The organism is Spongiimicrobium salis (assembly GCF_043678055.1).
GTDB lineage: Bacteria > Bacteroidota > Bacteroidia > Flavobacteriales > Flavobacteriaceae > Spongiimicrobium > Spongiimicrobium salis.
In genome coordinates this window covers 18,512-45,147 of sequence record NZ_JBHEQA010000007.1, presented here as the reverse complement: position 1 = coordinate 45,147, position 26,636 = coordinate 18,512, and the positions used below count along the sequence as shown (strand labels likewise).

12 protein-coding genes are annotated in these 26,636 nt (G+C 43.3%); 4 read left to right on the top strand and 8 right to left on the bottom strand.

Going from position 1 to position 26,636, the window contains the following annotated elements; all coding sequences use genetic code 11:
* Together ACEXOE_RS21390 and ACEXOE_RS21385 are read left to right on the top strand one after the other, a co-directional pair.
* Positions 1 to 1,239, top strand: coding sequence for a ComEC/Rec2 family competence protein (locus ACEXOE_RS21390; protein WP_394750910.1), 1,239 nt, complete (start codon positions 1 to 3; stop codon positions 1,237 to 1,239).
* Between the two features lie 151 nt (positions 1,240 to 1,390).
* Positions 1,391 to 3,436, top strand: coding sequence for an adenylate/guanylate cyclase domain-containing protein (locus ACEXOE_RS21385; RefSeq protein ID WP_394750909.1), 2,046 nt, complete (start codon positions 1,391 to 1,393; stop codon positions 3,434 to 3,436).
* Positions 3,437 to 3,452: 16 nt separating this feature from the next.
* Here the strand turns inward: ACEXOE_RS21385 and ACEXOE_RS21380 are convergent, their stop codons facing one another.
* The 8 genes from ACEXOE_RS21380 to ACEXOE_RS21345 form a co-directional block, all read right to left on the bottom strand.
* On the bottom strand, positions 3,453 to 6,908 hold the full coding sequence (locus ACEXOE_RS21380) for a thiamine pyrophosphate-dependent enzyme (RefSeq protein ID WP_394750908.1): 3,456 nt from the start codon (positions 6,906 to 6,908) through the stop codon (positions 3,453 to 3,455).
* A 175-nt stretch (positions 6,909 to 7,083) separates the two neighbouring features.
* On the bottom strand, positions 7,084 to 7,635 hold the full coding sequence (locus ACEXOE_RS21375) for an OsmC family protein (RefSeq protein ID WP_394750907.1): 552 nt from the start codon (positions 7,633 to 7,635) through the stop codon (positions 7,084 to 7,086).
* A 226-nt stretch (positions 7,636 to 7,861) separates the two neighbouring features.
* Positions 7,862 to 9,709 (bottom strand): sigma 54-interacting transcriptional regulator, encoded by a 1,848-nt coding sequence (locus tag ACEXOE_RS21370; protein ID WP_394750906.1) that lies wholly within the window; start codon positions 9,707 to 9,709, stop codon positions 7,862 to 7,864.
* Between the two features lie 216 nt (positions 9,710 to 9,925).
* A complete protein-coding gene (locus ACEXOE_RS21365) occupies positions 9,926 to 11,200 on the bottom strand; it encodes a tetratricopeptide repeat protein (protein ID WP_394750905.1) in 1,275 nt (424 codons plus the stop codon).
* 75 nt (positions 11,201 to 11,275) lie between these two features.
* On the bottom strand, positions 11,276 to 12,043 hold the full coding sequence (locus ACEXOE_RS21360; RefSeq protein WP_394750904.1) for a DUF4331 family protein: 768 nt from the start codon (positions 12,041 to 12,043) through the stop codon (positions 11,276 to 11,278).
* A gap of 31 nt (positions 12,044 to 12,074) precedes the next feature.
* Positions 12,075 to 12,752 carry a DUF4331 family protein gene (locus ACEXOE_RS21355; protein WP_394750903.1) on the bottom strand — a complete coding sequence of 226 codons (678 nt, stop codon included), beginning with the start codon at positions 12,750 to 12,752 and terminating at the stop codon, positions 12,075 to 12,077.
* Between the two features lie 214 nt (positions 12,753 to 12,966).
* Positions 12,967 to 13,761, bottom strand: coding sequence for an anti-sigma factor (locus tag ACEXOE_RS21350; RefSeq protein WP_394750902.1), 795 nt, complete (start codon positions 13,759 to 13,761; stop codon positions 12,967 to 12,969).
* 1 nt (position 13,762) lies between these two features.
* A complete protein-coding gene (locus ACEXOE_RS21345) occupies positions 13,763 to 14,296 on the bottom strand; it encodes an RNA polymerase sigma factor (RefSeq protein WP_394750901.1) in 534 nt (177 codons plus the stop codon).
* A gap of 104 nt (positions 14,297 to 14,400) precedes the next feature.
* Between ACEXOE_RS21345 and ACEXOE_RS21340 the strand changes: the two genes are divergently transcribed.
* Positions 14,401 to 15,102, top strand: a complete 702-nt coding sequence (locus ACEXOE_RS21340) for a 2'-5' RNA ligase family protein (RefSeq protein WP_394750900.1) — start codon at positions 14,401 to 14,403, stop codon at positions 15,100 to 15,102.
* 289 nt (positions 15,103 to 15,391) lie between these two features.
* Positions 15,392 to 26,617 carry a PKD domain-containing protein gene (locus ACEXOE_RS21335; protein ID WP_394750899.1) on the top strand — a complete coding sequence of 3,742 codons (11,226 nt, stop codon included), beginning with the start codon at positions 15,392 to 15,394 and terminating at the stop codon, positions 26,615 to 26,617.
* Positions 26,618 to 26,636 lie beyond the last annotated feature (19 nt).

The window sequence follows — 26,636 nt, the reverse complement described above, 5'->3', positions numbered from 1 at the left end:
ATGTCGCACTCCATAACCATAGAAATGTTTCCGGCTGGCAATGGCGATGCCATCCTTGTTGATTGCGGGACACAACTTTTTCTTATCGATGCCGGATACAGTTCTACATTTAGAAATCATTTAAAACCAAGACTGGAGGAATTGAGACAATCCGGAAGGCAGCTTACTAAATTTATTGTCACCCATATCGATGCCGACCATATTTCCGGGGCCATCGCTTTTATCAAAGAAAATGGGGCTTCAGATGCGCCAACAATTATCCCCATTGAAGAGATTTGGTTCAACAGTTACCGTCACATTTCTTTTGACGATAAAGCGCAAGGTTCTTTCCAGGGAGAAGCTCCCCATTTTTCGATTCCTTCAGGGAGTGAAAGCGCTGAAACGGAGGACGAAGAACAGCTTGTCAGTTATAATCAAGGTACTACTTTGGGATACCAGATCCTAAAAAACGGCTACGCATGGAATAGTACCTTTCAAGGAAAAGCCGTAAAATCTGATCTCCCTATTTCTCTTTCCATATCCAACGACCTTCAAATCAGTTTGCTGGGTCCCACCTCAACGGATTTGGATGATTTGGGAAACAAGTGGCGCGTTTATCTTTCCAAACTCTTTTCCGGTCCTATCAATGAAGATGCTTTCTTTGATGATGCCTTTGAAAAAATGATGGAAGAAATGCGACAAGCAGCATTGGAACAGGCCATACATGATCAAGAATCCATGGTATCTTTTTCTGAAAATTGGGTAGAGCACCATGCTTTGGCCTGGGAAAAAGAGGACCATTCCCCTACCAATGCCTCTTCCATAATATTCTTACTTACCTATCATGAAAAAAAAATGCTTTTCTTGGCAGATGCGCATCCTACGAAAATTATGGCGCAGTTAAAAAAAATGTTCCCCGAAGATCAACTCCCCTTAAAAGTCGACGTGCTCAAAGTGGCACATCACGGGGCTTGGGCCAATAATAGTCCTGAGTTACTACGTATGATACAGGCCGATCATTATCTGTTTTCCAGCAATGGAAAACGTCACCATCATCCGCATTTTGAAACTTTGGCCTGGATTCTAAAACAACATGCCGATACGCCCAAAACCTTTGCCTTTAATTACAAACAAGGCGAACGGTTGTTAGACTTAGAATCGCCTATCTTACAACAGAAGTATCACTACAGCACCCTATGGCCCGCAGTGGATGATTGGGGAAATGGAAAAGATGGGTATCTAAAGATTGTTTTACCCTAAACACAGAACCCCCTACTACCAGCTTGGCAATATCTATAGACGAAATAGGTATTTTAGACTTTATGCATTACATTTAAGGGATGTTTAGCATTGCCCCTAGCGTCTTGATTTGTTTTAACTTACCCAAAATGCCCGTTTAAACCGCTATCTCATGTCTCAAAAAAGACAACTTGCCGCTATCCTATTTACCGACATAGAAGGGTATACTTCCTTGATGCAAAAGGATGAAGATCAAGCGAGAAAATTACGGGATATGCATCGGGAGATTTTTGAAGCTGCTACCAAAAACTTTGACGGTAAGATCATTCAATATTTTGGAGATGGCACACTTAGTATCTATCAAAGCACCGTAGAAGCGGTCTATTCCTGTATAGAAATGCAACGTGCATTTATTGCCAAAAATATCCCTGTGCGCATTGGACTCCATGTGGGAGACATTGTATACTCCAAGGAAGACATCATTGGCGACGCGGTTAACATTGCCTCCAGAATAGAATCTTGTGCCATAGCCGGAAGTATTTTAATTTCAGATAAAGTTCATGATCAAATCAGGAGTCACAGCGATATACAATCCAAATTTCTGGATGCCTATGAGTTTAAAAATGTGGAAACGGCCATGCCCTTGTTTGCCATTGCCAATGAGGGCATTGCCATTCCCGACCCTGCAAAAATAAAAGGGAAGCTCAAGCAATTGCCAGACCAGACAGGCCAGACATCCTCTAGAAAAAAAACACTTTTGCCCATTCTTCTTGGGATAGTATTACTAGGCATTGGGGCCATGCTCTATGCCTCTTATTTTTCGAAAAAGAATGTTCCGCTACAGGATTTGTCCATTGCCGTACTGCCTTTTGACAACCTGAGCACCGATGCCGATGCCGAAATATTTAGGGATGGCATGACGGAGGATATCCTTACGTATTTGGCAAAAATTAAGGATCTACACGTCATCTCTAGAACTTCGGTGATGCAGTATAAGGATACGAAAAAGACCATTCCCCAAATTGCCAAAGAATTAGGTGTTTCCTATATCTTGGAAGGGAGTATTCGGAAATACGGAGATAAAGTGCGGGTCACGGCCCAATTGATCCGTGCTGACGAAGATGGACATTTATGGGCCGAAAATTACGATAAGACCTTGACCGATATCTTTAGCATACAAACAGAGGTGTCCAAAGAAATTGTAGCTGCCTTGCAAGTTAATCTCTCCTTTGAAGAACAACAGGGACTTGCCCTTATCCCTACCGAGAATATTGAAGCCTACAAGTTATTTTTAAGAGGAAAAAAAGAAGCGGACAAGCGAAACAAAGCTAGTATAGCAAAGAGCATTGAATTGTATAAAGAGGCCATTGTATTAGACCCTGATTATGCCGAAGCCTATGCTGAAATTGCCAACTCCATTTACTTGGAAACCTATTATTCCGGCAGGAATCCCGAAGAAGCTGCAGAACTGGCCAACACCTATTTGAACAAAGCCGAAGCCATTACAGATAAAGTCTCCCGTATTTATTCCGTTCGCGGGCTTATCTATAATATTCAAGGAAAGCAAAAAGAGGCCAAAGCGGCTTTTGAAAAGGCCATACAGCTTTCTCCCAATGATCTTACGGCCCGGCATCAGTTTTCCACCTTCTATTATTATAAGCGCGATTTTGAAAAACAATTGGAGCAAGCAGAAATTGCCTACCGGTTAGACCCCTTATCCTTTGCTACGGGCAATAGTTACTTTACCGCCCTTACCTCAAACAAAAAATATGATGAGGCAGAAAAGCTCATGAAAAATATTGAAAAGAACAATACCGTCAATAACACCTTTGTCATCAATAGGTCTTTTTTCCGTTTGTATACCGACAAGAAAGATTATCAAAGCGCAATCCCCCATCTGGAAAAGATTGTAGGTCAACAACCGGTTTTCAATCGCTTTTTGGCCTATTGTTATGGAACTATGGGCGATACCATCAAAGTTCGGCAGATTATTGACACCATACTAAAAACGGTCCCGGAAGAAAATAAAAGTCAACAATTGGCAGTAGCATATGCCGGTTTAAAAGAGGCCGACAGTGTTCTTTTTTATTTAGATCCAAAAAGAAACCCACTATCCAAAAGGGTCACTTTGGATGAAACACTGGATTTCTTTGAATTTCTTAAAGATGACCCGCGCTATATTGCATTGCTGAAACAGCATCGGCAAAATTTAAAATAGTACCATACCGAATTTTTTAATTGTATTTTTCCACATAGGGATGCATATTCGGCAATGTCATTGCAGCATAACTTTGATAACGTTGCTCAATTTTCTCTTGCAATTCCAATAGCATTTCTTCAGCATCTTTTGGGTTTTTCTTAAATAAAGTATTGAACCTTGTTTCCATACGCAAATATGTTTTTATGGGTATACTTGGAGCTTTAGCATCCAATTGCAGACTAGGCAGTCCTTTTTCCCGTCGCCTTGGATCATTCCGATACAACAGCCATTGTCCAGAATCAACTGCAGCGCGATGATATTGACGTGGTCTCTGCATATCAATACCATGGGAAGGACTATGACAGTAGGCAATAATAATAGATGGACCATTAAAACTTTCTGCCTCTGAGAATGTCTTCAGGGTTTGTTCTTTATCAGCCCCCATAGCTACAGAAGCCACATAGACATCATCGTAACACATCAATAGGCGCCCCAGATCTTTCTTTTGTTTTTGTTTCCCCTCAGTGGCAAATTTAGCCGAAGCTCCAAAAGGTGTTGCTTTGGACATTTGCCCTCCGGTGTTGGAATACACTTCATTATCCAATACCAATATATTTACATTTTTACCCGAAGCAATGACATGGTCCAGGCCTCCATAACCAATATCGTAGGCCCAACCATCTCCCCCTACGATCCAAACACTCTGTTTTACCAGGCTATCCGCTACTTGCAACAGGGCTGTAGCCTTGGGTATATTCAACTTTTTCAGGATCTCTTTTAGCTTGTGTACGCTCTTCCGTTGCGCCATGATTTCTATTTCTGTGCTTTGGTCGTTTAAAAGAATATCGTAAACCAAATTAAAATCCAGTGCATGCAGCAATTGTTTTAAAAGTCGTTTTGCCTTCAATAGCTGTTGATCAAGGGACAAGCGAAAACCTAGACCAAACTCGGCATTATCCTCAAACAAGGAATTGGACCAAGCTGGTCCTCTACCCACAGCGTTTTTAGACCAAGGTGTTGTAGGCAAGGCTCCTCCAAAAATAGAACTGGCCCCGGTTGCATTAGCGATCAACAGACGATCGCCGAACAGTTGGGATAGCAGTTTTAAGTAAGGAGCTTCCCCACAGCCATCTACTCCCATGGCATATTTAAATAAAGGCTCTTGCAATTGTTGTTGATGTAGTTTCAAAGGATTTATTTTTGCTCGATCCAGTTCTGGAAGTTCTTCAAAATAAGCCCAGTTTGTTCTTTCATCTGTTAAAATCCCATCACTGGGCGACATCTTTAATGCCTCATGATCACAAGCATCGATACAATGGTTACAGGAGGTACATTGATCAGGGTGTATTTGCAAGGTATATTGCAAAAGATCCGACTGCCATTCGGGTGCTTTCACAGGAGACCATTTAAAAGTTTCCGGCGCATTGTCCAGATAATCATCATCATACGCTTTTATCCGCAGACTGGCCTGTGGGCAGGCCATACTGCATGCGCCACATTGCACACAGGCATCCGGATTCCAAATGGGCAATGCCATCGGGGCCTTTCTTTTGTTATGACCAGAAGTATTTGTTGGATAGGTCCCATCTACAGGCATTGCACTGACTGGAATCTCATGAGTTTTTTGACGTAACAATTGCCCTAAGAGCGTTTTATCAAATGCCACATTCTTAAGCGCTTTGTTTTCCTCTTTTGGGATTAAGCTTCCCGTTTCAATTTTCGTAAGATAACCCTTTAGCATCGTAGCGACCTCTTCCTGGACCACCTCATCATGAAGGGCAAAAAAGCAGCTGTGTAATCCAGATACCATATCAGTGTCAATGGCATAATGTTCCGGAAGTATCGATGCATTCACCATATAAAGTCTTATTTGCTTACGCTTTAAGTGTTGTATACTTTCTGATGACAAGGCAAAATGAAACTCTTCCGGGGATAAGGAAGTTTTCACCAATAGGTTTCCTCCAATTTTCAATTGGGACAATACCACATCATTTTCCAAGAATTCCAAGCTATCACATATGACACTATCTGCATTGGAGATGCCAAAGGGGGCTTTGATAGGTGTTTTGGAAATGCGTAGGTGCGAAACACTTCTTGCATTGGATTTTTTGTAGTCAACTTCCATAAAACCCTGTAAATTATGAGAGACCTTATGCCCAAGGCAATCTAATAACTGCTGAAAACTTGTCGTGGTATGTTCAGATTTTGTTTCATAAAACAATACTTGTGTTGAAGCAGTTTGGATACAAAAATCCTGCTTATAGGCTAAGCTCAACCCACTAACATCATCGCAAATCCCCACAGTAAAATTGGTCTTCAGGGAATTTTGTTTCATGCGTCTAAAAATAGCTTCCACCATGGCTGGGGTAAATTCCTTGGAGCCCAATCCATAGCGTCCACCAGCAACTTTTGGAGCTTTCCTAAAAGAGGAAGCATCTATAGATAATGCTTGAACAACATCCAAGTATAAAGGTTCCCCTGTTGCTCCAGGTTCCTTGGTTCTGTCCAAGACCGCAATATTCTTACAACTTTGGGGCAAGGCCTCAAGAAAGTACTCCACGCTAAAAGGACGAAAAAGGCGTACAATTAACACACCAACTTTAGCTCCATAGGCATTGAGGTGTTGTACGGTTGTCGCCACCGTTTCCCCTGCAGACGCCATAATTACGATAACTTCCGTTGCTTCGGGGTGACCCACATAATCAAAAAGATGGTAATGGCGACCTGTGCATTGGGCAAACTTATCCATTTGTTGTTGCACAATATGGGGACAAGCCTCGTAATACGAATTTATAGCTTCCCGGCTCTGGAAAAATACATCCGGACCTTGAGCCGTGCCTCGAATCAGAGGAGCATTAGGGTTTAATTTCCTTGTGTTATGTGCTTCAAGTTTTTCCAAAGGAAGCATCTTTCGTATGATATCATCTGAAACCAGTTCAATATTGGTCATCTCATGAGATGTTCTAAAACCATCCATGAAATGAACAAAGGGAATTCTGCTTGCCAGTGTTGCCGCTTGTGCTATCAGTGCAAAATCCATGGCTTCCTGGACCGAAGCAGCTCCTAAAAAGGCATATCCTGTATTTCGTACAGCCATAATATCACTATGATCCCCAAAGACAGATAAGGCGTGTGTGGCAATAGATCGAGTGGCGACATGAATTACATTGGGCGTAAGTTCTCCCGCTATTTTATACATATTGGGCTGCATCAATAAAAGCCCTTGTGAGGCCGTAAAAGTAGTACTGAGCGCGCCGGTTTGCAGGGCTCCATGCATGGCACCGGCCACCCCTGCTTCGCTTTGCATTTCAAAAACGTTGGGAATATCCCCAAAAATATTGGTTTGTTCCTTACTGCTCCAAGCTTCTACCAATTCAGACATCTCAGAGGAAGGCGTTATGGGATATATGGCACAAACTTCATTTACGCGATAAGCAATATGTGCCGTGGCCTGATTCCCATTCATTAAAAAAGATTCTTTGGTATTCATTCGTAGCGCTATATTTGTTTAATTGTGCTGTGAAGGCAGGTATATTTGGTCTGGAAGGTGTACGTATCTTTATGAAATTAAAGTGCCTTATTCCCTGATTCCGCAACCACATCGATTTTTGTATAACGATGTATCGCAGTAGCCAGAACAATAAGGCACCTTTCTAAAACTACAGTTATTTTACAATTTCGATAGAAACCGGGGTAGGATTCGTAAGCATGTCGAATACAGGGGAAAACTTTGCTAGATTTTCCAATTCTTCCACAGAGGCATCGGACTTTACTTTTAACTTAAACGTAATCCCATTAAATCCTTTTCGTACTTCAGCATCCAATCCAAGGAAACCGTGTAAATCCACGTCGCCTTCCAAAGTAGATTCGGCACTTTCAATTGCTATTCCATTAGCTGCCGCATGATAGGTCATGGCTCCAGTTAAGCAAGATCCCAAAGCGTGGAGTACTACTTCCGGTGGTGTGGCCGCTTGGTCATTTCCCAATAATACATTGGGGTGGTCGCATTCCATGGTAAAGGTTTCTTTGCGTGAAGTGTCTTCTTGACCTACGCCATAAAAGCTTTTGATGCTCGATACGCAATGTCCTCCTGTAATCCAATTATTCTTGGATCTGAATTCGAATTTTGCCAATGCTGGATTTTGTTGAACTGCACCAATCGTTTCTACCAATTGATCTACATTTACTCCGTTTTTTACATTTTGTGTTGAAATCATTTTTTTAAAATTTAAAGTTTAACATTTTTGTTGCCTAGTAGAAGGCAGCAGTTATGCCAAAAATCATAAAATATTGATTATCAATTAATTAAATGCAATTAACTTAAAATAATTATTAACGATATTTCATAAATAAACGAAATATCGTAATTAAATTTACGAAATATCGTTAATTGTAGAGGACTTCCTATAAAAAGCTACGCAGGTTTCTAAGAAAATGAATTCCCTATATAGGTCGTACAATTTTTAAGGCTTTGATCTTGGAAGCCAAGGTAGTTGGTGGGATACCTAAGAGCGCCGCAGCACCATTATGACCAGATACTTTCCAGTTTGTCTTTTTTAAAGCTTTTAGAATGTTTTCCTTTTCTTTTGCAATCAATGCCGAATAGGTCAATATAATATCTTGATCCTCAGGAATTGCAGCATCGTTTTTCTTGTGCGGTAGCGCTGTGGGAACGATCATATTCCAATCTACCATCCCATTCTGGGCTACAATGACCGCCCGCTCGATCAGATTTTGCAATTCTCTTACATTCCCTGGCCAGGCATAGTCCGTAAATACTTTTTTATCATCGTCCGTCAGGGTTATATTTTTTTTATGAAGCTTACGGGCCTGTGCATCGATCATGTGTTGGGCAATGAGGAGAATATCGTTTTTCCGTTCTCTTAAGGGTGGAATTCCAATAGGGAATACATTAAGTCTGTAATACAGATCTTCACGAAATTTCCCATTGGTAGCGAATTGCAATAGATTTCGATGCGTGGCCGCAATGATCCTCACATCAACCTTTAAGGTCTTGGAACTCCCTACGGGATCAAATTCCCCTTCTTGAATCACCCGCAACAGTTTAGGTTGCAAAGCCAAAGGCAATTCCCCGATCTCATCTAAAAATAGAGTTCCGGTATCCGCTAATAAAAATCGGCCTTTACGATCGGCAACAGCGCCTGTAAATGCCCCTTTTTCATGACCAAAAAGTTCGCTTTCTATCAAATTTTCAGGAATGGCCCCACAATTAATGCGTACCAGGGGTTTGCCACTTCTAGAACTGGCTTGATGAATAGCTCTGGCGACCAATTCTTTTCCAGTTCCCGTTTCTCCAGTGATGAGCACTGTGGCATCGGTCTTGGCTACCTGATCTACCATTTGAAGCACTTGCAACATTCCTTTATCCTGCGTTAGAATACCGGATGTATTGGTTAAATTTTCAATTTCTTCCGTTAAATACTCTTGCTGATCGGTCAACACTTCAATCTGAAGGTCTGCCGCAATGCGCGCCTCAATATCCCTTAAAATAAGAATATAAAAAATGGCTTTCCCGGTTTTAAATTTACTCAAAGTACCCTCATTGAGCGTTTCCTTTCCTTTGGAACCAATCACTTTTATTGTCTTGGACAGATAGGTGTTTGTAGTGAGGGTAGCGCTTTCCTCCACTAAGGATTCTATATGTGTTGCGCTGGCTTCATCAAAGAAAAACAATACATTTCGTTGCAAAACCTCCGTATTTTCCAATAAAAACTGTGCTGATGGATTGGTTAAAATGATTCGAAACCGCTCATCGAACATAATGATCGTATCCAAAGCGCCATTGATGAGACCACTCATCTTAGCATTGGCAAACTCCAAGCTTTGTTTGGCAGAGGAAAGGCGTTCTTGAATTTGATCCAGTTCCCGGTGTCTCTTTATCATTACCGTTAAGATTCCCTGGGCAAATCCATTGTCCTTCTGCATCAACTGTACAAAATGATGACGTTCAATTTCCAGTACCAGGGTATCTTCTTCTGCGGTGACCGAGGCCGATCGGGCTTGCCGATCAATAAGCGCATACTCCCCAAAACACTCCCCTTTCCCGAGATAGCCATAACTGTGTACCGCTTCATGCACCCTTACTTTTCCATCCAAGATAACATACATGGCATGTCCAGGACTATCTTTTTCAACGATCCGTTCTCCCGAACTAAAACGAATACGATTTAAATCTTCGCAAAAATGTTCAAGGGAAGCCGGGCTTACTTCAGAAAAGAATGGAATTTCGGAAAGAAAGGTATGGATATCATTGCTGCTATGGGATGCCATATATTCTTTACTAGGTTTATAATACGTACTCTAATGTAGTAAAACTTTATGAGAGTTTGTGCCTGATCTGCAAAGGAGCATGGACACGATCCGAAGTACAAAAAACAAAAAGAAGTGAAAAATTAGATGATTATGGCGCACTTTTGTCCAATCCCCTATTTTTCACTTCTCCGGATATTATCCCGTTTTCCACAGGAAACCGTACTTCTTATTCCCTTAAAGCGCTAAAATTTGTTGCTCTTTTAAGGGGCCCAGCTCATAGGTAGCCTCCAAAAGTTCTTTTTTCAATAAGTAAACTTCATCCAAACGATCATTGGCCTTGTAGATTTCTGCCAACTGTAGCAGTACCACAGGTTCCGATGTTTTCCCTGCGATATGTTCTTCCACTACTTCAATGGCTTTTTCTTTTTCACCTAATTTCAAATAACTGTAGGCCAACCAACCATATGATTCTGGTGTGGGCCTGGATCGCACCTCTTCTTCAGCCAATCGCAAGGCTTCTTCCGGTTGATTTGTCTCTTCCAAATAACATTCTAGATTGTGAGTATTGTACATTACCCCATAACTTAGGTTTTTGAGCATTTCAAAATAGGAAGTCAAATTTTGCTCCTTCATCAAATCATCATTCATATATGCTGCAATTTCCATTTTTAACAGTAGATAATCGGGGGACTTATGATATTCCCATACCGAATCTAAAATGCGCAAAGCCTCTTCTGGGTTTTTCTCTCGGGCAAAAACGATCCATGCAATCCCTTTTTTGGCATAGGCATTTTGAGGATCTATAGCCAATGTCTTTAGATAATGCTGATATGACGCTTCTATTTTACCGGCATGGCCATAGAAATCGGCCAAGTTGGTATAGGTCCACTGTTGAAGTTCTGGATTCTTGGAATGATCTGCAATGGCCTTGGCCAATTCCATATAATTGATCGCTACTTCTAACTTTCCTTCATGATCCCTAAACTTTGCCTTTCTAATATAGCTTCCAAAATCATTGTCTTTATAGAAATCATCCAAATAAGCTTCAGCTTTTGCATAATTCCCCAATTCCATATGAATATCAAACAGTAACATTTGTGTATCCCTGGCACCACTTCCCAAAGATTTAGCTTTTAGGGCCAAGGGCAGTGCCTCCTCAAATTTATGCTGGGATATATAATTTCTGGCCAAAGACCTTAAGTATCCTGCGCGGTTTACGCCGCCAATTTCAACTGCTTTTTTCAGTGCCTTTTCTGCATTTTTTAATTGCTCAATATCCCCATTTTGCATGAAGTAACGGGTATATTCTCCTGCCACGATACCAAAACTCATCAACTGTAGGCTATCGGGTTTTATTTTAGCATTCCAGAGTTCAAAATACTTTGAGCTTGTTGGAATCGGGGCTCCACTTAAAAATTTGTTATAATCCTCGGGCTTTGTAATTCTTTTTTCCCTTGTGCTACAGGAAAAGACAGAGAAGGCCAGGATAAAAAATAAGAGGTGTTTCATCTGGTATTATCTTGTTAAGGTGTTGTTTCATTAGGGGCAGATGTCGCAACATCTACCCCATTTCTATTTGTTTGTCTATTTTGGGTCTCCCACATATGGAAATTCCGAGCTAATACTCACGGCCACTCCTACTCCATCCGAAGTAAGTCTTGGAAGGTTTCCTCCTGCTCCGTTATCCTGACCACTAAAGCGATCTCCTGTGTTTCCGCCGAAAAACAGAATTAAGGAAACGTCAATAACATCATCGTCCAATCTTCTTCCTGTCAAGGCCACTTCATCTCCATCCGGAACCAAAATACTTCCATCATTATTGGCATCTTCACCAGGATTAAAATAAGTGGTTGGAGCATTTGGCGCTACATCGAGCACGTCTGCAGCAAGAAAAGTGGTCAATTGCGTGGCATCTAAGCCCAAAATATTACTTTCATAGTTTAAGGCTGTGGGATCTATCCCTAACAGATTGGCATAAACGTCATAATACTGTTCCAATCGTGCCTCATAGCCTGCTTGAAATATGGCAGCCATTTGCGATGGGACAGCTACATTATGGGCATCCTTAACACTGGCCTGTCCTTCAATATCAAATCCCAATACGGTATTGATACCAGGTCTTCCCATATAGTCTACCTGACTAAAAGTACCGGAAAAATCCGGATCTTGCATTCCTTGCTCACAGGGCATACATGAGCCCCCACAATCGATACCCGTTTCATCTCCATTCATAATTCCATCGGTACAGCTAGCACTTGCAATGGGATCAAAATCTCCATCATCATTGCTACAGGATACCATAAAAGTCATGGTGAAAATACACAGTGCGCTATAAATTATACTCTTTCTCATTGTTTTCTATTTTAGAATTTGTTTTGTTTTGTTATTGTTTTTTATTCGTAGTTACCCATGTCTTGTACACTGGTACACCAAAGGCATTGGTAGCTGTAGGTGTTCCCAACATGCTGTTTGGAATTTCCACTACAATGGCCATGGTATTAGAGTTTTCAAAGGTGTTGGTCGCCTCTCCCGCAGGCAAAAACCCTTCTGGTGCATTTCCCCCGATTACTTGACCAAATTGTGTAAAGTCAAAGAAGAATGGGTCTTGGCGCGGGCCTGCAAATAGCGATACTTCGCCATCGGTAGATATGATGGGAGACGAAGAGGAAATAGCCACATTTCCCAAAGGCATGTCTACCATTACGCTACTGTTTATTCCAGTTTCCTGAGGTTCTCCCGGGCCAAAAAAATACATAGTACCATCGCGAGGAATTGCCTGAATGACCAAATCTTCCACCAAATCCCCATCTGTATCAATATTGATTTCGGTTAGGACATTCTCATCAAAAGTTCCAAAGGCCAATTCAGGAAGTACATTAGATTGTAGATCTACCTGAAACACGGTTTTATCCGAATCTGCTGTGGGCTCATACCCAAAAAAATCTGCAATATCTGCTGTTTCTCCAGAGATGGAAGGCGCATCAATATGATCTGCGGCAATTAAAACTGCTGCCGTTGCAGCAATCATACATAATCCAATAATTCCTTTTGTTTTTTTCATTTTAAATTATTTTAAAGGTTTGTTTATGCTACCTACGCAAAGTTCATTTTGAGGTTGTTAACAAAACGTTAATACATATAACACACTGTATTACAGTAAATTAAAAATTAAAAAAAGGGGAATGGTAAACGGAAGGACGTACAAAAGGAAAACGACTCTTGGTGCGTCTTAGCAGCTTGTCGAAAATTGGCCAGGGTATCCTGTATTGGGTATATTAGGGGGAAACTGTTCCTAGGACATAGAGTTGTTCCAAGTTAGGAGCTTCACTTCCACCTGCGGGTTCAAGTGTAATTCCGAAAGCTTCTGAGGCATTTTGGTTGTCCATTTCAAAAATACCATTGGCCTCCTCTTTGAAATTGGAAAGGAGTCCAACACTTGTTGGTGTCAGTGGGTCTAGGGTCAATGACCAAACCTGATACTCTTTTCCTTCAGGAGGTTCTGGAAGTCCTTGGGCATCTATAAAAACTTTTTGTTCCCTATTGTTCCAATACACCTTGGCATAGGCATCTGGAGAAACTTGCTGTCCTCCCAGGGCAACTACACGGATATCTTTATCCCTAAGCGTGTTAAGCAAGGTTTCGGATGTTGTTAAAGAGTTCCGGGTCTTCTCTATTTCTTCTTCAAGATTGAAGCGTTCACTCTCTACGACTTCAATTTTTGATTTTAATCCTGTATTCTCGCTAAAAACGTATAAGAGCCCCACGAGCAGCACAAAAGAGGCTGCCCAGCCTGCATAGGCGTACCACGGCAGTTTTGATTTGGGCATTGGCACCACCTTGGGCTGTTGTTCTTCAGTAATTCTCTCGCGAATGTTCCCAAAATCCATTGCTTTTTTGGGAGCGGCAATTTTTGACAATTGTAAAATGGAAGCCTCAATGGCCTCAATTTCTTTTTTAATTTCGGGATAGGTTTCCGCATACTTCGCCACTTCCAGGTTCTCATCTGCCGAGAGCTTCCCTGCAACATATAGTTCCAAAATACCTGACGCTATGTATGCTTTGCTATCCATCTTATAATCCCATATTCTCCCGTAATTGGGAAATACAGCTTCTACTTCTTGTTTTTATGGTTCCCAAAGGAATATCCAATTCCTCTGAAACCTCCCGTTGGGAGTATTCCCTAAAAAATAATAATTCTATTAACTCTATGCATTGCCTCTTTAATCCGTCGACCAATTTTCGTAATCTTACAGTATCGATGGCAACATCCTCATGTTCATCCTCTAACTCCAGTATTCCCGAAAAATAATCGGCCGACAGGTTTTTACCTTCATCGCGATATGATTTTGATCGTACCGCATCAATGGCCGCATTCCGGGCAATATTGAGCAACCATGTAAAAAATCGTCCTTTGGATGCGTTATAGCGGTCTGATTTCTCCCATATCTTCATGAATACGTCCTGACAAATCTCTTCGGCCAGAACTTCATTTTTTACAATGATATTAATGGCTCCGCAGATGTTCTTCGCATACATATCATAGAGTTGTTCAAAGGCGGCAACATCTTTTTCTTGAAATTTTTGTATGAGAAGTTCTAGTTTCATTGGTAGGTCGAAGGTAAAAAAATATCGAATATCTTTAAGGAAATAATTCTCGTTTGTATGAAATTGGAAACTATTTGGAATAGCTACCTCCAAATTCTTAAGGATTGAAACAGTACATCATGGATCTAAAGGAGCACTATTTGCAATTATATAAGACATCCATACCCCAAATTTCATCGGGTAAGTACGACGTTGACCCTTGGATCAAGGCAGATTCTGATGAGCGTTTTGGCTTAAGTTTGATCATACGTCCTTCAACCCAGGTAAAAGAAGAGATCCAAAAATTTCTAAGCAAATTAAAAAAAGAGGAACCCAATCAGTATTATTACCCCAGCTCTGATATCCATATTACCCTCTTATCCATTATTTCCTGTCATGAAGGATTTGATATTGATCAAATTAAAGTACCCCAGTACATCTCCTTGATAGAGGAAGCTTTGGTTAACCTAAAATCTTTTAAGATCCGGTTTGAAGGCATTACAGCATCGACTTCTTGTATAATGATTCAGGGTTTTATGGAAAACAATGAAGTAAATAGTATTCGAGATCATCTTCGAAAAGCATTTAAAACTGGGCAACTCCCCCAAAGTATAGACCTAAGATACACACGTCGTACCGCACATGCCACTGTATTTCGTTTTAGCGAAACCTTAAAGAACAAAAATACGCTCTTGACCCTTATTGAAAAATATAGGAATCACGATTTCGGTGCTTTTGAGGTCAATACCATTGAACTGGTGGTGAACGATTGGTACCAACGAGCTTCCCGCGTACAACAACTACATTATTTTAAGTTAGTAAAATAGATTTTTAGAAGCAGTTATTGCCAAATATATTCCCGTATTTTAAGCCTTACTTTTTTGTATTCCAAGAAATAGATTTTCCTTTTCAACGCAAGCATTTGGCGATTGGATTTCCTACAATCCCAAATGAAGTTATTCTTCTTCCAAACTTGAAAAGGGAACAATCCATTCATCGATAAAGCATCATTTCACAACATCTTATCGATGAAATACAACATATAGTTCTCATGGGATTCGAAATCATTTATGTTTGAATATTCTTACAAATACTGTAATACTAAATACTTCAACCATGACCCACACTTTATGCAAAGTTGCCCCAAAAATAGTATTCTTCTTCTTTTTATTTGGTGTTCAATGGGTTTCCGCACAAAATTGCTCCGTCAATGCAGGAATCGATGAAACCATATGTGAAAACATTACCTCCTTTAATTTATCGGGATCTTCGGCGGGTCTGATACAAAATGGACCTACTTGGTCCCAAGTGGGTGGGCCTTCGGTTCTTATTGATAACCCTAGCGACTTAAGCACTATAGTTTCCGGATTCATAGGTGGAAATGTCTATAGGTTTAGACTTACGGCACAATGTACAGACGGCAGTACGCAATTCCAAGAAGTGAATATTACTGTTGAATCGATCACAACGGCAAACGCAGGTATGGACATTGCCTCTTGTCCCGACAATACCGGTTCCCTCTCCCTTGCCGCTAACACTCCCACCAATGCTGGGGAAACTGGTTTTTGGAGTATTGATGGGGCCAATAACGCAGGAGTCACGATAAACTCCCCAACAGCTCCAAATAGTACCATCAGCCTATCGTCCAACAATGCCGGAACCAGTACTTTACGCTGGACCATTACGGGAGCACCCTATGCTCCGGGGCAATTTTGTGAATCTTCAGATGTAATGACCGTTACCAATTTTGGGGGCGTAACCGTAGTCAATGCTGGAGCCGATCAGAATCTGGACAATTGCTATACCGTAACACAATCCACTGGCTTGAATGCCAGTTTTGGGGGGAACAACATCAATGGACAAGTGGGTACCTGGTCTTTTGTCAGTGGTCCAAATACACCTACCTTCTCTAATATAAATAGCAATAGATCCGGTATTTCCAATCTCATCGAAGGAACTTATACCTTGCGTTGGTCTGTCAATGGACCTTGTGCGACCGGTGAGGATACCATGACCATTACTGTAGCCGAAGCCACCCAAGATATTACGGATGCCACGGTTCAAGACAGTAGTATTCGTTTTTGTGACCCCAGTATTACTACCACGACCCTTATTGGTTCTCAGCCTCAATTTGCCGGGGAAACCGTACAGTGGACACAAATTTCAGGTCCAGGGGTAAGCACGGCAGGGACACCGGCCTCTATTCTTACCCCCATGAACAGTACTACCCAAGTATCGGGTTTGGCATCTCCTGGAACCTATGAATTCAGCTATACGATCACCAATGCAACCACGGGCTGTGACGATACGGCCATTAGCACCGTACGTTATTCTGTAGATCCTATAACCATCACGGCCAACGGAGGTGCAGATATCACAGCGGCTTGTGGAATAACGCAAGTGGAGATTCCTTTTACCACAACAGGAAATGGAACCAATACTTTTGCTATTATCAGCGGTCCATCGGGTTCTGCCTTAATAGATCCTAATAACTTTCAGAATACGGGCAGTACCCCTTTGACCATAGATTTTGATGTGGAAGGTACCTACACGGTAGTCTTGCGGAGAGCGGTTGGAGGATCTGTACAAACCGGTTGCGATGTTGGAACGGATGCCATAAACGTGGCCATTTCTTTGAACCCTACGGCATCCAATGCGGGTACACCCCAAGTATTGGCCTGTAACGTCACCTCTACTTCCATTACCGGAAATATTGTCACCACAGGGCAATCCTTATGGTCCCAGATCAGTGGCCCTAACAATGCCACTTTCTCCGACCCTTTTGCCCGAACTTCCACAGTTTCCGGATTGATTCCCGGAACCTATGTTTTTCAATACGGTATTACGGGTGGAAATGCTTGCTCTCCCTCAGCAGAATCTACAGTATCCGTAGAAGTATCTTCCAATACCCCTTTAGTCATAGATGCAGGTCCAGATCAACCTTTGATTTGTTTTGGCGCCCCTATTGCTCTTGCCGGGGAAACACCTCCGACAACCAATTTAGTGGGTACCTGGACAGTAGATAGTGCTCCGGCAGGAGCCACCATTGTCTTTGAGGATGAAAACGACCCTAATACTCTGGTATCGGGATTGGATATCGCGAATGAAACTTACATTTTTCGTTGGACCGTAGAAAACCCCAACGATAATACTTGCCCTCCTCCAGGTACCGATACCGTTACCATAACCACGGGAGCCACAGAAGGACCTTCCCTGGCTACAGCCGGTTCGGATGAATGTCTGGCTCCCGGAACTCCTTCTGTAGTACTTGCCGCAAACCAACCCGAAGTGGATGAAGTAGGAACATGGACTGCCAATCCCAGTACAGGTATTAGTTTTGCGGATCCCAATCAATTTAATACCACGGCCACCATTAGTATTGAACAAAGCTACATCCTCACTTGGACCATTTCCAAAGCAGGTTGTCAATCCACTTCAGACGATGTGGAAATTACTATCGGTGTTCCTGCGAATGCGGATGCCGGTGCGGATCAAACCGCTTGCTCAGATACCTTTACGATGGCGGCTACCAGTTCAACTGGGGATGGACTTTGGACTCAGATCTCTGGGCCTGGTGGTTTTACCATCGATGATGAAAGCAGTCCCACTGCGCAATTCACATTTAGCTTTTCAGGGCAGTATGTTTTTGAATGGATTGTAAATAACGGTACTTGCACACAAGATTCCGATCAGGTTACGCTCAATGTGGGTATTCCTTCAACTATCGCTGCAGTCGGGGCAGATCAAGTGATCTGTAATGCCACAAATGCCGTTTTATCTGGAAATTCTTTTGACAGCAATGTCGAAACAGGATTTTGGACTTTGTTATCGGGAGCTCCAAATACTCCCACAATCACAGATATCAACGACCCCAATACGGCCGTAACAGATCTTGTTTCAGGAGTATACAACTTTAGATGGACCATTACGGGCAGTAGTACCTGCCCCACTACTTTTGATGATGTACAAATTGAAGTTTTTGCGCCACCTGGTGCAAACGAAACTTTGCAATTATGCGAAGTAAATAATTTTCTTTTGGAAGCTACTTTTGGTGCCACAGGGACTTGGACGCAAACCGGAGGTCCTGCCGGGGCAACCGTAACGCAAAACCCAACCAACAGTAATGTTGCAGAAATTACGATTACTCCTGGTAACATCTATCAATTTACCTTTACCACGGATTATGCTTGTGGTACCTCCACGAAAATAGTGGATGTAATTTCCAGCACAGCACCCTCCCAAGCACCCAATGCCGGACCTGACCAAATACTATGTATCGGTGACCTAGTGGTTCCGAATCAGACTACCTTGGCCGGGAACACGCCTCCGATTGATGTAACCACGGCTACTTGGCGGTTCGCCGAGCAACCGGCGGGCAGTGTAGCGGTGATTGACAATCCAAACAGTCCTACCAGTACGGTTTCTGGTCTTTCCGTAACTGGTGTTTATATTTTGGAATGGAACTTTGAATCTGGGAATTGCTCTGAAACAGCAGACATTATTCGAATTGAAGTATATGAGGCGCCTTCAGTGGCGGACGCCGGAGCGGACCAAACGAATGCCTGCCAATTGGATGTGCAACTCAATGCAGCGGTTCCCGCCGTTGGCATAGGAACCTGGACTTTTACCTCAGATCCTTCAGGGGGTGCAGCCATTATTGACAATCCAAATTCTCCCACATCCACCTTATCTAATATTACGGCTCTAGGCACCTATGAACTCACTTGGACCGTTTCCAATGGAAACGTCACTTTTGTGGATAGTCCTTCGGCTTGTGACCCTACATCGGACACGGTCAATATCACTTTTACTGCAGATGCCCCTTCGGCTGCCGAAGCAGGGCCTGACCAAGAATTTTGTGACGCTATACAAACCAATTTAAACGCTACCGCCTTGACGGTAGGTACCGGTACCTGGTCCCAAACCGCAGGCCCCGGAGTAACAGATGCGGGCACCATGGCCACGATTGCCGGAGCGAACGACCCAAATACGCCGGTTTCCGATTTAGGTCCCGGAACCTATGAATTTACCTGGACCGTGGAGAATGGCGGATGTACGCTAGTAGACACAATGGAGTTGGTAATTTTTGCCGATCCCATCAGTGCGGATGCTGGCCCTGATCAAACTTTGAATCAGTTTTCGGCAGTAACTTTGGCTGCAGTACCGCCAACCGCTGGAACGGGGACCTGGACACAAGTCTCTGGCCCGACCACGGTAGGCTTTTCGGATACTGGTGATCCCAATACAGAGGTGTTCGGGGCTACGGAAGGGGTATATACTTTTCAATGGACCGTTTCCAATGGTATTTGTACGGATGTTTCGGATACGGTAGAGGTATCCTTGTTGGGGGTCGACTTAGAACTCTCTAAATCGGTTTCCCCTACTACCGCAAATCCAGGCGATATTGTCACCTTCACCATCGAGGTCTTCAATAATGATGTATCGACCTCCTCAGATGCCACTGGAGTGGAAATAACCGATATTATTCCTTCTGGTTTTACCTTGGTTCCAGGAACTGTAAGCCCCGGAGGGGTTTATAATTTGGGGAATTTATCCATTACCTGGTCCAACTTAAGTATTCCCAACGGGAGCACTACAAGCCTCTCTTTTGACGCTACGGTAAATGCCTCTGGTTCATATACCAATACGGCTGAAATTACCGCCAATGCTATTTTTGATCTTGACTCTACCGTTGGCAATGGCATCGCGGCCGAAGATGATCAAGATACCGCTACGGTCACGGTAGCAATGGCCGATTTACGTTTACGAAAATCCGTAGCTCCCACAGACGCTAGCGTTGGGGAAACGGTGACCTTCTCCTTGCAAGTACGAAATTTTGGGCCGGATACAGCTACTGGAGTTGAAATAACGGATATTGTTCCACCGGGCTATACCATTGGAACCATCAATGATGGAGGAGTACAGAATGGCAATGAAATTAAATGGTCTGGGCTAACTTTAAACTCTGGAAATACCACAGTGAGCTTTGAAGCAACGGTAAACCCACCCACAGGAAGCACGAATGAATATCTCAATACCGCCCAAATTACGGCCAGCGATGTCCTAGATCCCGATAGTACTCCTAATAATGAGGATGGAGATCAAAGCGAAGACGATGAGAGCGCTGCCGGAATCACTTTGGAAAATGCCGATCTTGAATTATCCAAATCCGTATCCTCCAACACTGGAAATCTTGGGGATCAATTGACCTATACCATAGCTGTTTTGAATAATGATACGGTTGAAAGTGGGGACGCTACGGGTGTGACCATTGTGGATACACTTCCCAACGGCCTTGATATCGTTGGAGGTACGATCAGTAATGGAGGGGTATACAACCCAGGAAATCTAACGATTACCTGGAGCGACTTGAGCATTGCCAATGGATCTACCTTAAATTTAAGCTATGAGGTTACCGTTAATGCTTCGGGCAACTATACCAATGTGGCCCAAATTACCGCATCCGACCTTCCGGATCCCGATAGTACGCCCAATAATGACAATGGAGATCAAAGTGAAGATGATGAGGCAAATGCCAGCTTTGCGCTCCAAACAGCAGATTTAAGCTTGGTAAAAGATATCAGTAGCGGTTCTAGTGCTACTCCTAATGTGGGTGATACGGTAGTCTTTGAACTGACACTTACCAATGCCGGTCCCGATGTTGCGACCAATGTCCGTATTGAAGATATTGTTCCTTCGGGCTATACTTTGGGGACCATCAATAACGGGGGAACGGCTATTGCAGGAACTTTCCTAAGTTGGAACCTTCCTTCCCTTGCTGTAGGGAGTACTACGCTATCCTATGAAGTAACGGTAAATGCCCCAAGTGGACTTCCCGATGAATACTTGAACATCGCCGAAATTGTTAGTAGTGATCAACAAGACCCCGATAGTGAACCGGGCAACGATGATGGGGACCAGGATGAAGATGATGAAGATTTCTTTATCATAGTCCCACAAATCATCGACTTGGAACTCAATATCCAAGTAAGTGATAACACACCCAATGTAGGGGATATTGTCACCTTCACCATTAATCTCAGTAACCTTGGAGACGTAGATGCTACCGGGGTAAACATCCAGGATCTTCTCCCTCCTGGTTTTGGTAATGTAACTGGGATCAGTAATGGGGGTATATTGAGTGGAAGTGCTATTGATTGGTCCGGACTAAGCGTACCTATGGGCACCGATACCCTGATATTGACGTTTAATGCCGAAGTGCCGGAACCTTCTGGCGCTTCCAATGAATACCAACATCGCGCTCAGGTCACGGGCACAACACAGGAAGATCTGGACAGCAGTCCGAACAACGACAATGGAGATCAGAGCGAAGATGATGAAGATGCCATCTCCATTGCACCCCAAATGGCTGATTTAAGTATTGAAAAAACGGCAAACACTACTTCTCCCAATGTAGGGGATACGGTCACCTTTACCTTGACCATTACCAATTCAGGGCCCGATGTAGCTACAGGAGTGGCCGTGGAAGATATCCTTCCGTCAGGATTTAACCTTACTGCCGTAAATAACGGGGGAACCTTAAGTGGCAATACGGCTTCTTGGACCGGCTTATCCATTTTGGCCAATAACGGCAGTATTACATTGAGTTATGCAGCCACAGTAAATGCCCCAACAGGAGCGGTCAATGAATATGTGAACAATGCACAGATTACTGCCAGTGATCAATTTGATCCGGACAGTGATCCTTCTACTGGAAATACGGTAGACGAAGATGGAAATGGGTCACCGGAGGACGACGATGAAGATAGTTTAACCTTAACACCCGCTCAAGGGGATCTGTCCCTGACCAAAATTGTGGTGGATAATGACCTCAACCCGCAGATTGGAACAGAAATCAGCTTTGAAATTACCGTATTCAATGACGGTCCCAATACGGCCGACAATGTAGTGGTCCAAGACCTTTTACCCACGGGATTCGACTTTGTACTGTACAGTGCCACTTCCGGGATATACAATGCCACTACAGGAATCTGGCAAGTGGGGGATGTAACCAGTGGAAGTAGTGAAACCATCGTCATTGATGTACTGGTCAATGCCACAGGAAATTATACCAATGTGGCCGAAGTGATTGCCTCTGATGTCTTTGACCCCGATTCTACACCCAACAATAATGTATTGGCAGAAGATGATCAGGATAGCGCTACGGTTACCCCAGTAAACGTTATTGATATCGAACTTGAAAAAAGTGTGAACAATAGTACCCCAGACGTCAATACCAATGTCACTTTTACCCTAACCCTTACCAATACCGGCCTCGGAGATGCTACCAATGTTCAGGTTTTAGATCAACTCCCCTCCGGATTCACCTATGTTTCTGATGATGGCGGTGGTGCTTATGATGACAGCACGGGCAATTGGAATATCGGAAATGTATCCAGTGGTGCCTCGGCTACGCTAAATATCATAGCTACCGTGAATGCCACAGGCGTGTACACCAATGTTGCCCAAGTGGTTGCACACAATGAATTGGATACGGATTCCACGCCGAACAACAATATCCTTTCGGAAGACGATCAGGATGAAGTAACGCTAAGCCCACGACAAGTCGTTGACCTTACCGTCACCAAAGTAGCCAATACAATGACACCCAACATCGGCGGACAAATTGAATTTACAATCAGTGTAAACAATGATGGGCCCAGTGATGCTACAGGAGTGGTAGTTACCGATCTGTTGAGATCAGGGTACCAATTGGTAAGCGCTATCCCTTCCACGGGCACCTACGAACCGCTCAATGGTTCTTGGAGCATTGGCAATCTTGCCAATGGCGCTACGGAAACTATGGCCATTACGGCTACCGTACTGGCCAATGGCAACTACACCAATACAGCAGAGCTTACCGGACTCAATGAAAACGATAGTGATTCCGAGGTTGCCAATAACGACAATACGGAAGATGATCAGGAAACCATTGCCCCAATACCCGTCCTAGTTTCGGATTTGGAACTGAGCAAGAGTGTGGATAACAGCACTCCGCTTGTTGGAAGTGAAGTTATCTTCACCCTAGACCTAACAAACAATGGGCCAAGCGATGTCAGTGCCGTCTTAGTACAGGACTTGTTGCCTACTGGATATCTTTATATTTCAAATACTGGAACTGCAGGCACCTATAATCCAAATACTGGGATATGGAACCTTAATGGCACCATTCCCAACGGCACAACGGAAACCCTGAACATCGTGGCCCGAGTAAACCCTACCGGTAATTACGAAAACATTGCCGAAATCATCAGCTCAGGAAATCAAGATATCGATTCCACTCCTTCCAATGGTATCCTCTCGGAGGATGATCAGGATAGCGTCAGCACCACACCGGTACCCATTGCCGATCTAAGTTTGACGAAAATTGTGGACAATGCGTTCCCAGACGTATCCGAAAACATCACCTTTACCCTGACCTTGACCAATACAGGATCAAGTGAAGCTACCGGCATCCAAGTGCAAGATCTCTTACCATCAGGTTTCAATTACATTTCCGATACCGGTGCCGGCGCATACAATGACCTTACCGGGATTTGGAACGTAGGTTCCTTGGCTGCGGATACTTCTACGGCCCTTAATATTACGGTGAGTATAAATACCACGGGAAGCTATATCAATACCACAGAATTGATTGCTGTTAATGAGGTGGACCCGGATTCTATTGCAAATAACAATGTTCTTTCCGAGGATGATCAAGATGCTGTGGAAGTAATTCCTGGACAAGTGGTTGACATCTCCGTCACCAAAGTCGCGAATACGATGACGCCAAATATTGGAGGACAAATTGAATTTACCGTCAATGTAAGTAATGATGGGCCCAGCGATGCTACCGGAGTGGTAGTTACCGATTTTTTAAGGTCTGGGTATCAATTGGTGAGCGCTGTCCCTTCCACGGGTACTTATGAACCGTTAAATGGTTCTTGGGCCATTGGTAATCTTGCCAATGGTGCAACGGAAACTATGGTCATCACCGCTACCGTATTGGCCAATGGCAACTATAGCAATACGGCAGAACTTACCGGACTCAATGAAAACGATAGCGATTCCGAGGTCGCCAATAATGACAATACGGAAGATGATCAGGAAACCATTGCCCCAACACCCGTCCTAGTTTCGGATTTAGAACTAACCAAAACAGTGAACAACGCTACTCCTTTCGTAGGTGATGAAATTATCTTCACCTTGAACATTACCAATAATGGGCCTAGCAATGCCACGGGCGTACAAATACAGGATATTTTGCCTTCTGGTTATACGTATATTTCCAACAATAGTACTTCCGGGGTTTACGATCAGGGTACAGGAATTTGGAATCTCAATGGAGCTATTCCCAACGGGACTACGGAAACTTTGAACATTGTTGCCTTTGTGAATCCTACGGGCAATTATGAAAACATTGCTGAGGTCATCAGTTCCGCTAATCTGGATACAGATTCTACTCCATCCAATGGACTCTCCGCGGAAGATGATCAAGATAGTGCCCTTACAACACCTACGCCCATTGCTGATTTAAGCTTACTCAAAACAGTGGACAATGAATTCCCAGACGTATCCGACAATGTCACCTTTACGTTGACCTTGAACAACGCTGGTCCCAGTATAGCTACAGGGGTTCAAGTTCAAGATCTATTGCCATCAGGATATCGTTACATCGCTGATAGCAGTGGTGGCACTTATAATAGTACCACAGGAATCTGGAATGTAGGTGCACTAACTGCAAACACCTCAACTAGCTTGGATATTACTGTAGGCATTAATACTACGGGAAGTTATGTCAATCGTGCCGAAGTGATCGCCGTAAACGAAATGGATCCCGATTCCAGTCCCAATAACAATATCCTTTCTGAAGATGATGAGGATGAACAGGCTACACTGCCGAGGGTCATCACCGATATCTCCCTGACCAAAAACGTCGATAACCTGAGTCCTTCCGTAGGTTCGCAAGTCACTTTTACGATTGAGGTCACCAATGATGGGCCCAGTGACGCTACGGGATTGGTGGTTGAAGATATTCTTGCCTCTGGGTATAATTTCATCAGTGCCACAACTTCCGTGGGAACCTACGATGAAATCATTGGTTCATGGAATATTGCTTCCTTAGCTAACGGAGCAACTGAAACGCTAGAGATAAGAGCAACCGTACTTACCAATGGCGATTTCTCCAACACTGCCGAGCTCATTGCCCTAGATACGTTTGACCCAGATTCTTCTCCGGACAACAACTTAAATTCCGAAGATGATCAGGATACCGTAAATCCCATACCCACAGGGCTTGCAGATCTATCTTTGACGAAAACGGTTGATGAGGAAAATCCCAATGTGGGCGATATTATTGAATTTACCGTCAACCTAACCAATAGTGGGGATAGTGATGCCACGGGTATTGTAGTTACCGATCTGCTCCCGAGCGGATTTACTTACGAATCCCACTTCACTACCGCAGGGATATATGACGAAGTCAACGGGCTTTGGAACACCAATGGGGTAATCCCCAACGGGACAACAGAAACATTGGTGGTTCTGGTAAGCGTCAATCCCCCTTCGGGAGTCGATGGGGAATATACCAATATTGCCCAGATTACAGCAGCCGATCAATCGGACCCTGATAGTACGGTTGATGAAGATATTGGCATTGATGATCTGAGTGATGGCCTTCCCGATGATGATGAGGCCATGGTGGTCGTAATTCCGCAATCAACAGATATTGCATTACAAAAAACTGTGGACAACGATCGTCCCGGCATCGGTAGCACCATTAGTTTTACGATTATAGCTTCGAATGTGGGAAGTAGCACGGCGAGCAATATAGGAATCGAAGAAATACTTCCTTCCGGATATACCTTTATCTCGGCCACGGCCTCAGCCGGAAATTATGACTTCCAAACTGGCGCATGGTCCATAGCCACTTTGGCTGCATCGAATAGTGAAACCCTGATCATTTCAGCGGAAGTATTGGATAGCGGGGAATATTTAAATACTGCAAGACTTGCTTTCGTAGATCAGTATGATATTGACGCTTCCAACAACACCGCACAAGCGACCATAGACCCCAGTTGTTTGGTATTCTATAATGAGTTCTCGCCCAATGGGGATGGAGTCAATGAAACCTTTACCATTGATTGTATTTCCAGGTACCCCAATAATGTATTACGCATTTATAATCGCTGGGGGAACCTTGTCTTTGAAGCAGAAAATTACAATAACGACTGGAACGGAACCTCAACAGGACGTGCTACTATTGACCGAGAAGATGCACTGCCCGTGGGCACCTACTTCTACATTCTCGATCTAGGGGATGGTTCAGAACCTATTTCGGACTGGTTATATATAAATCGCTAAGGATATGGACACTACTGTT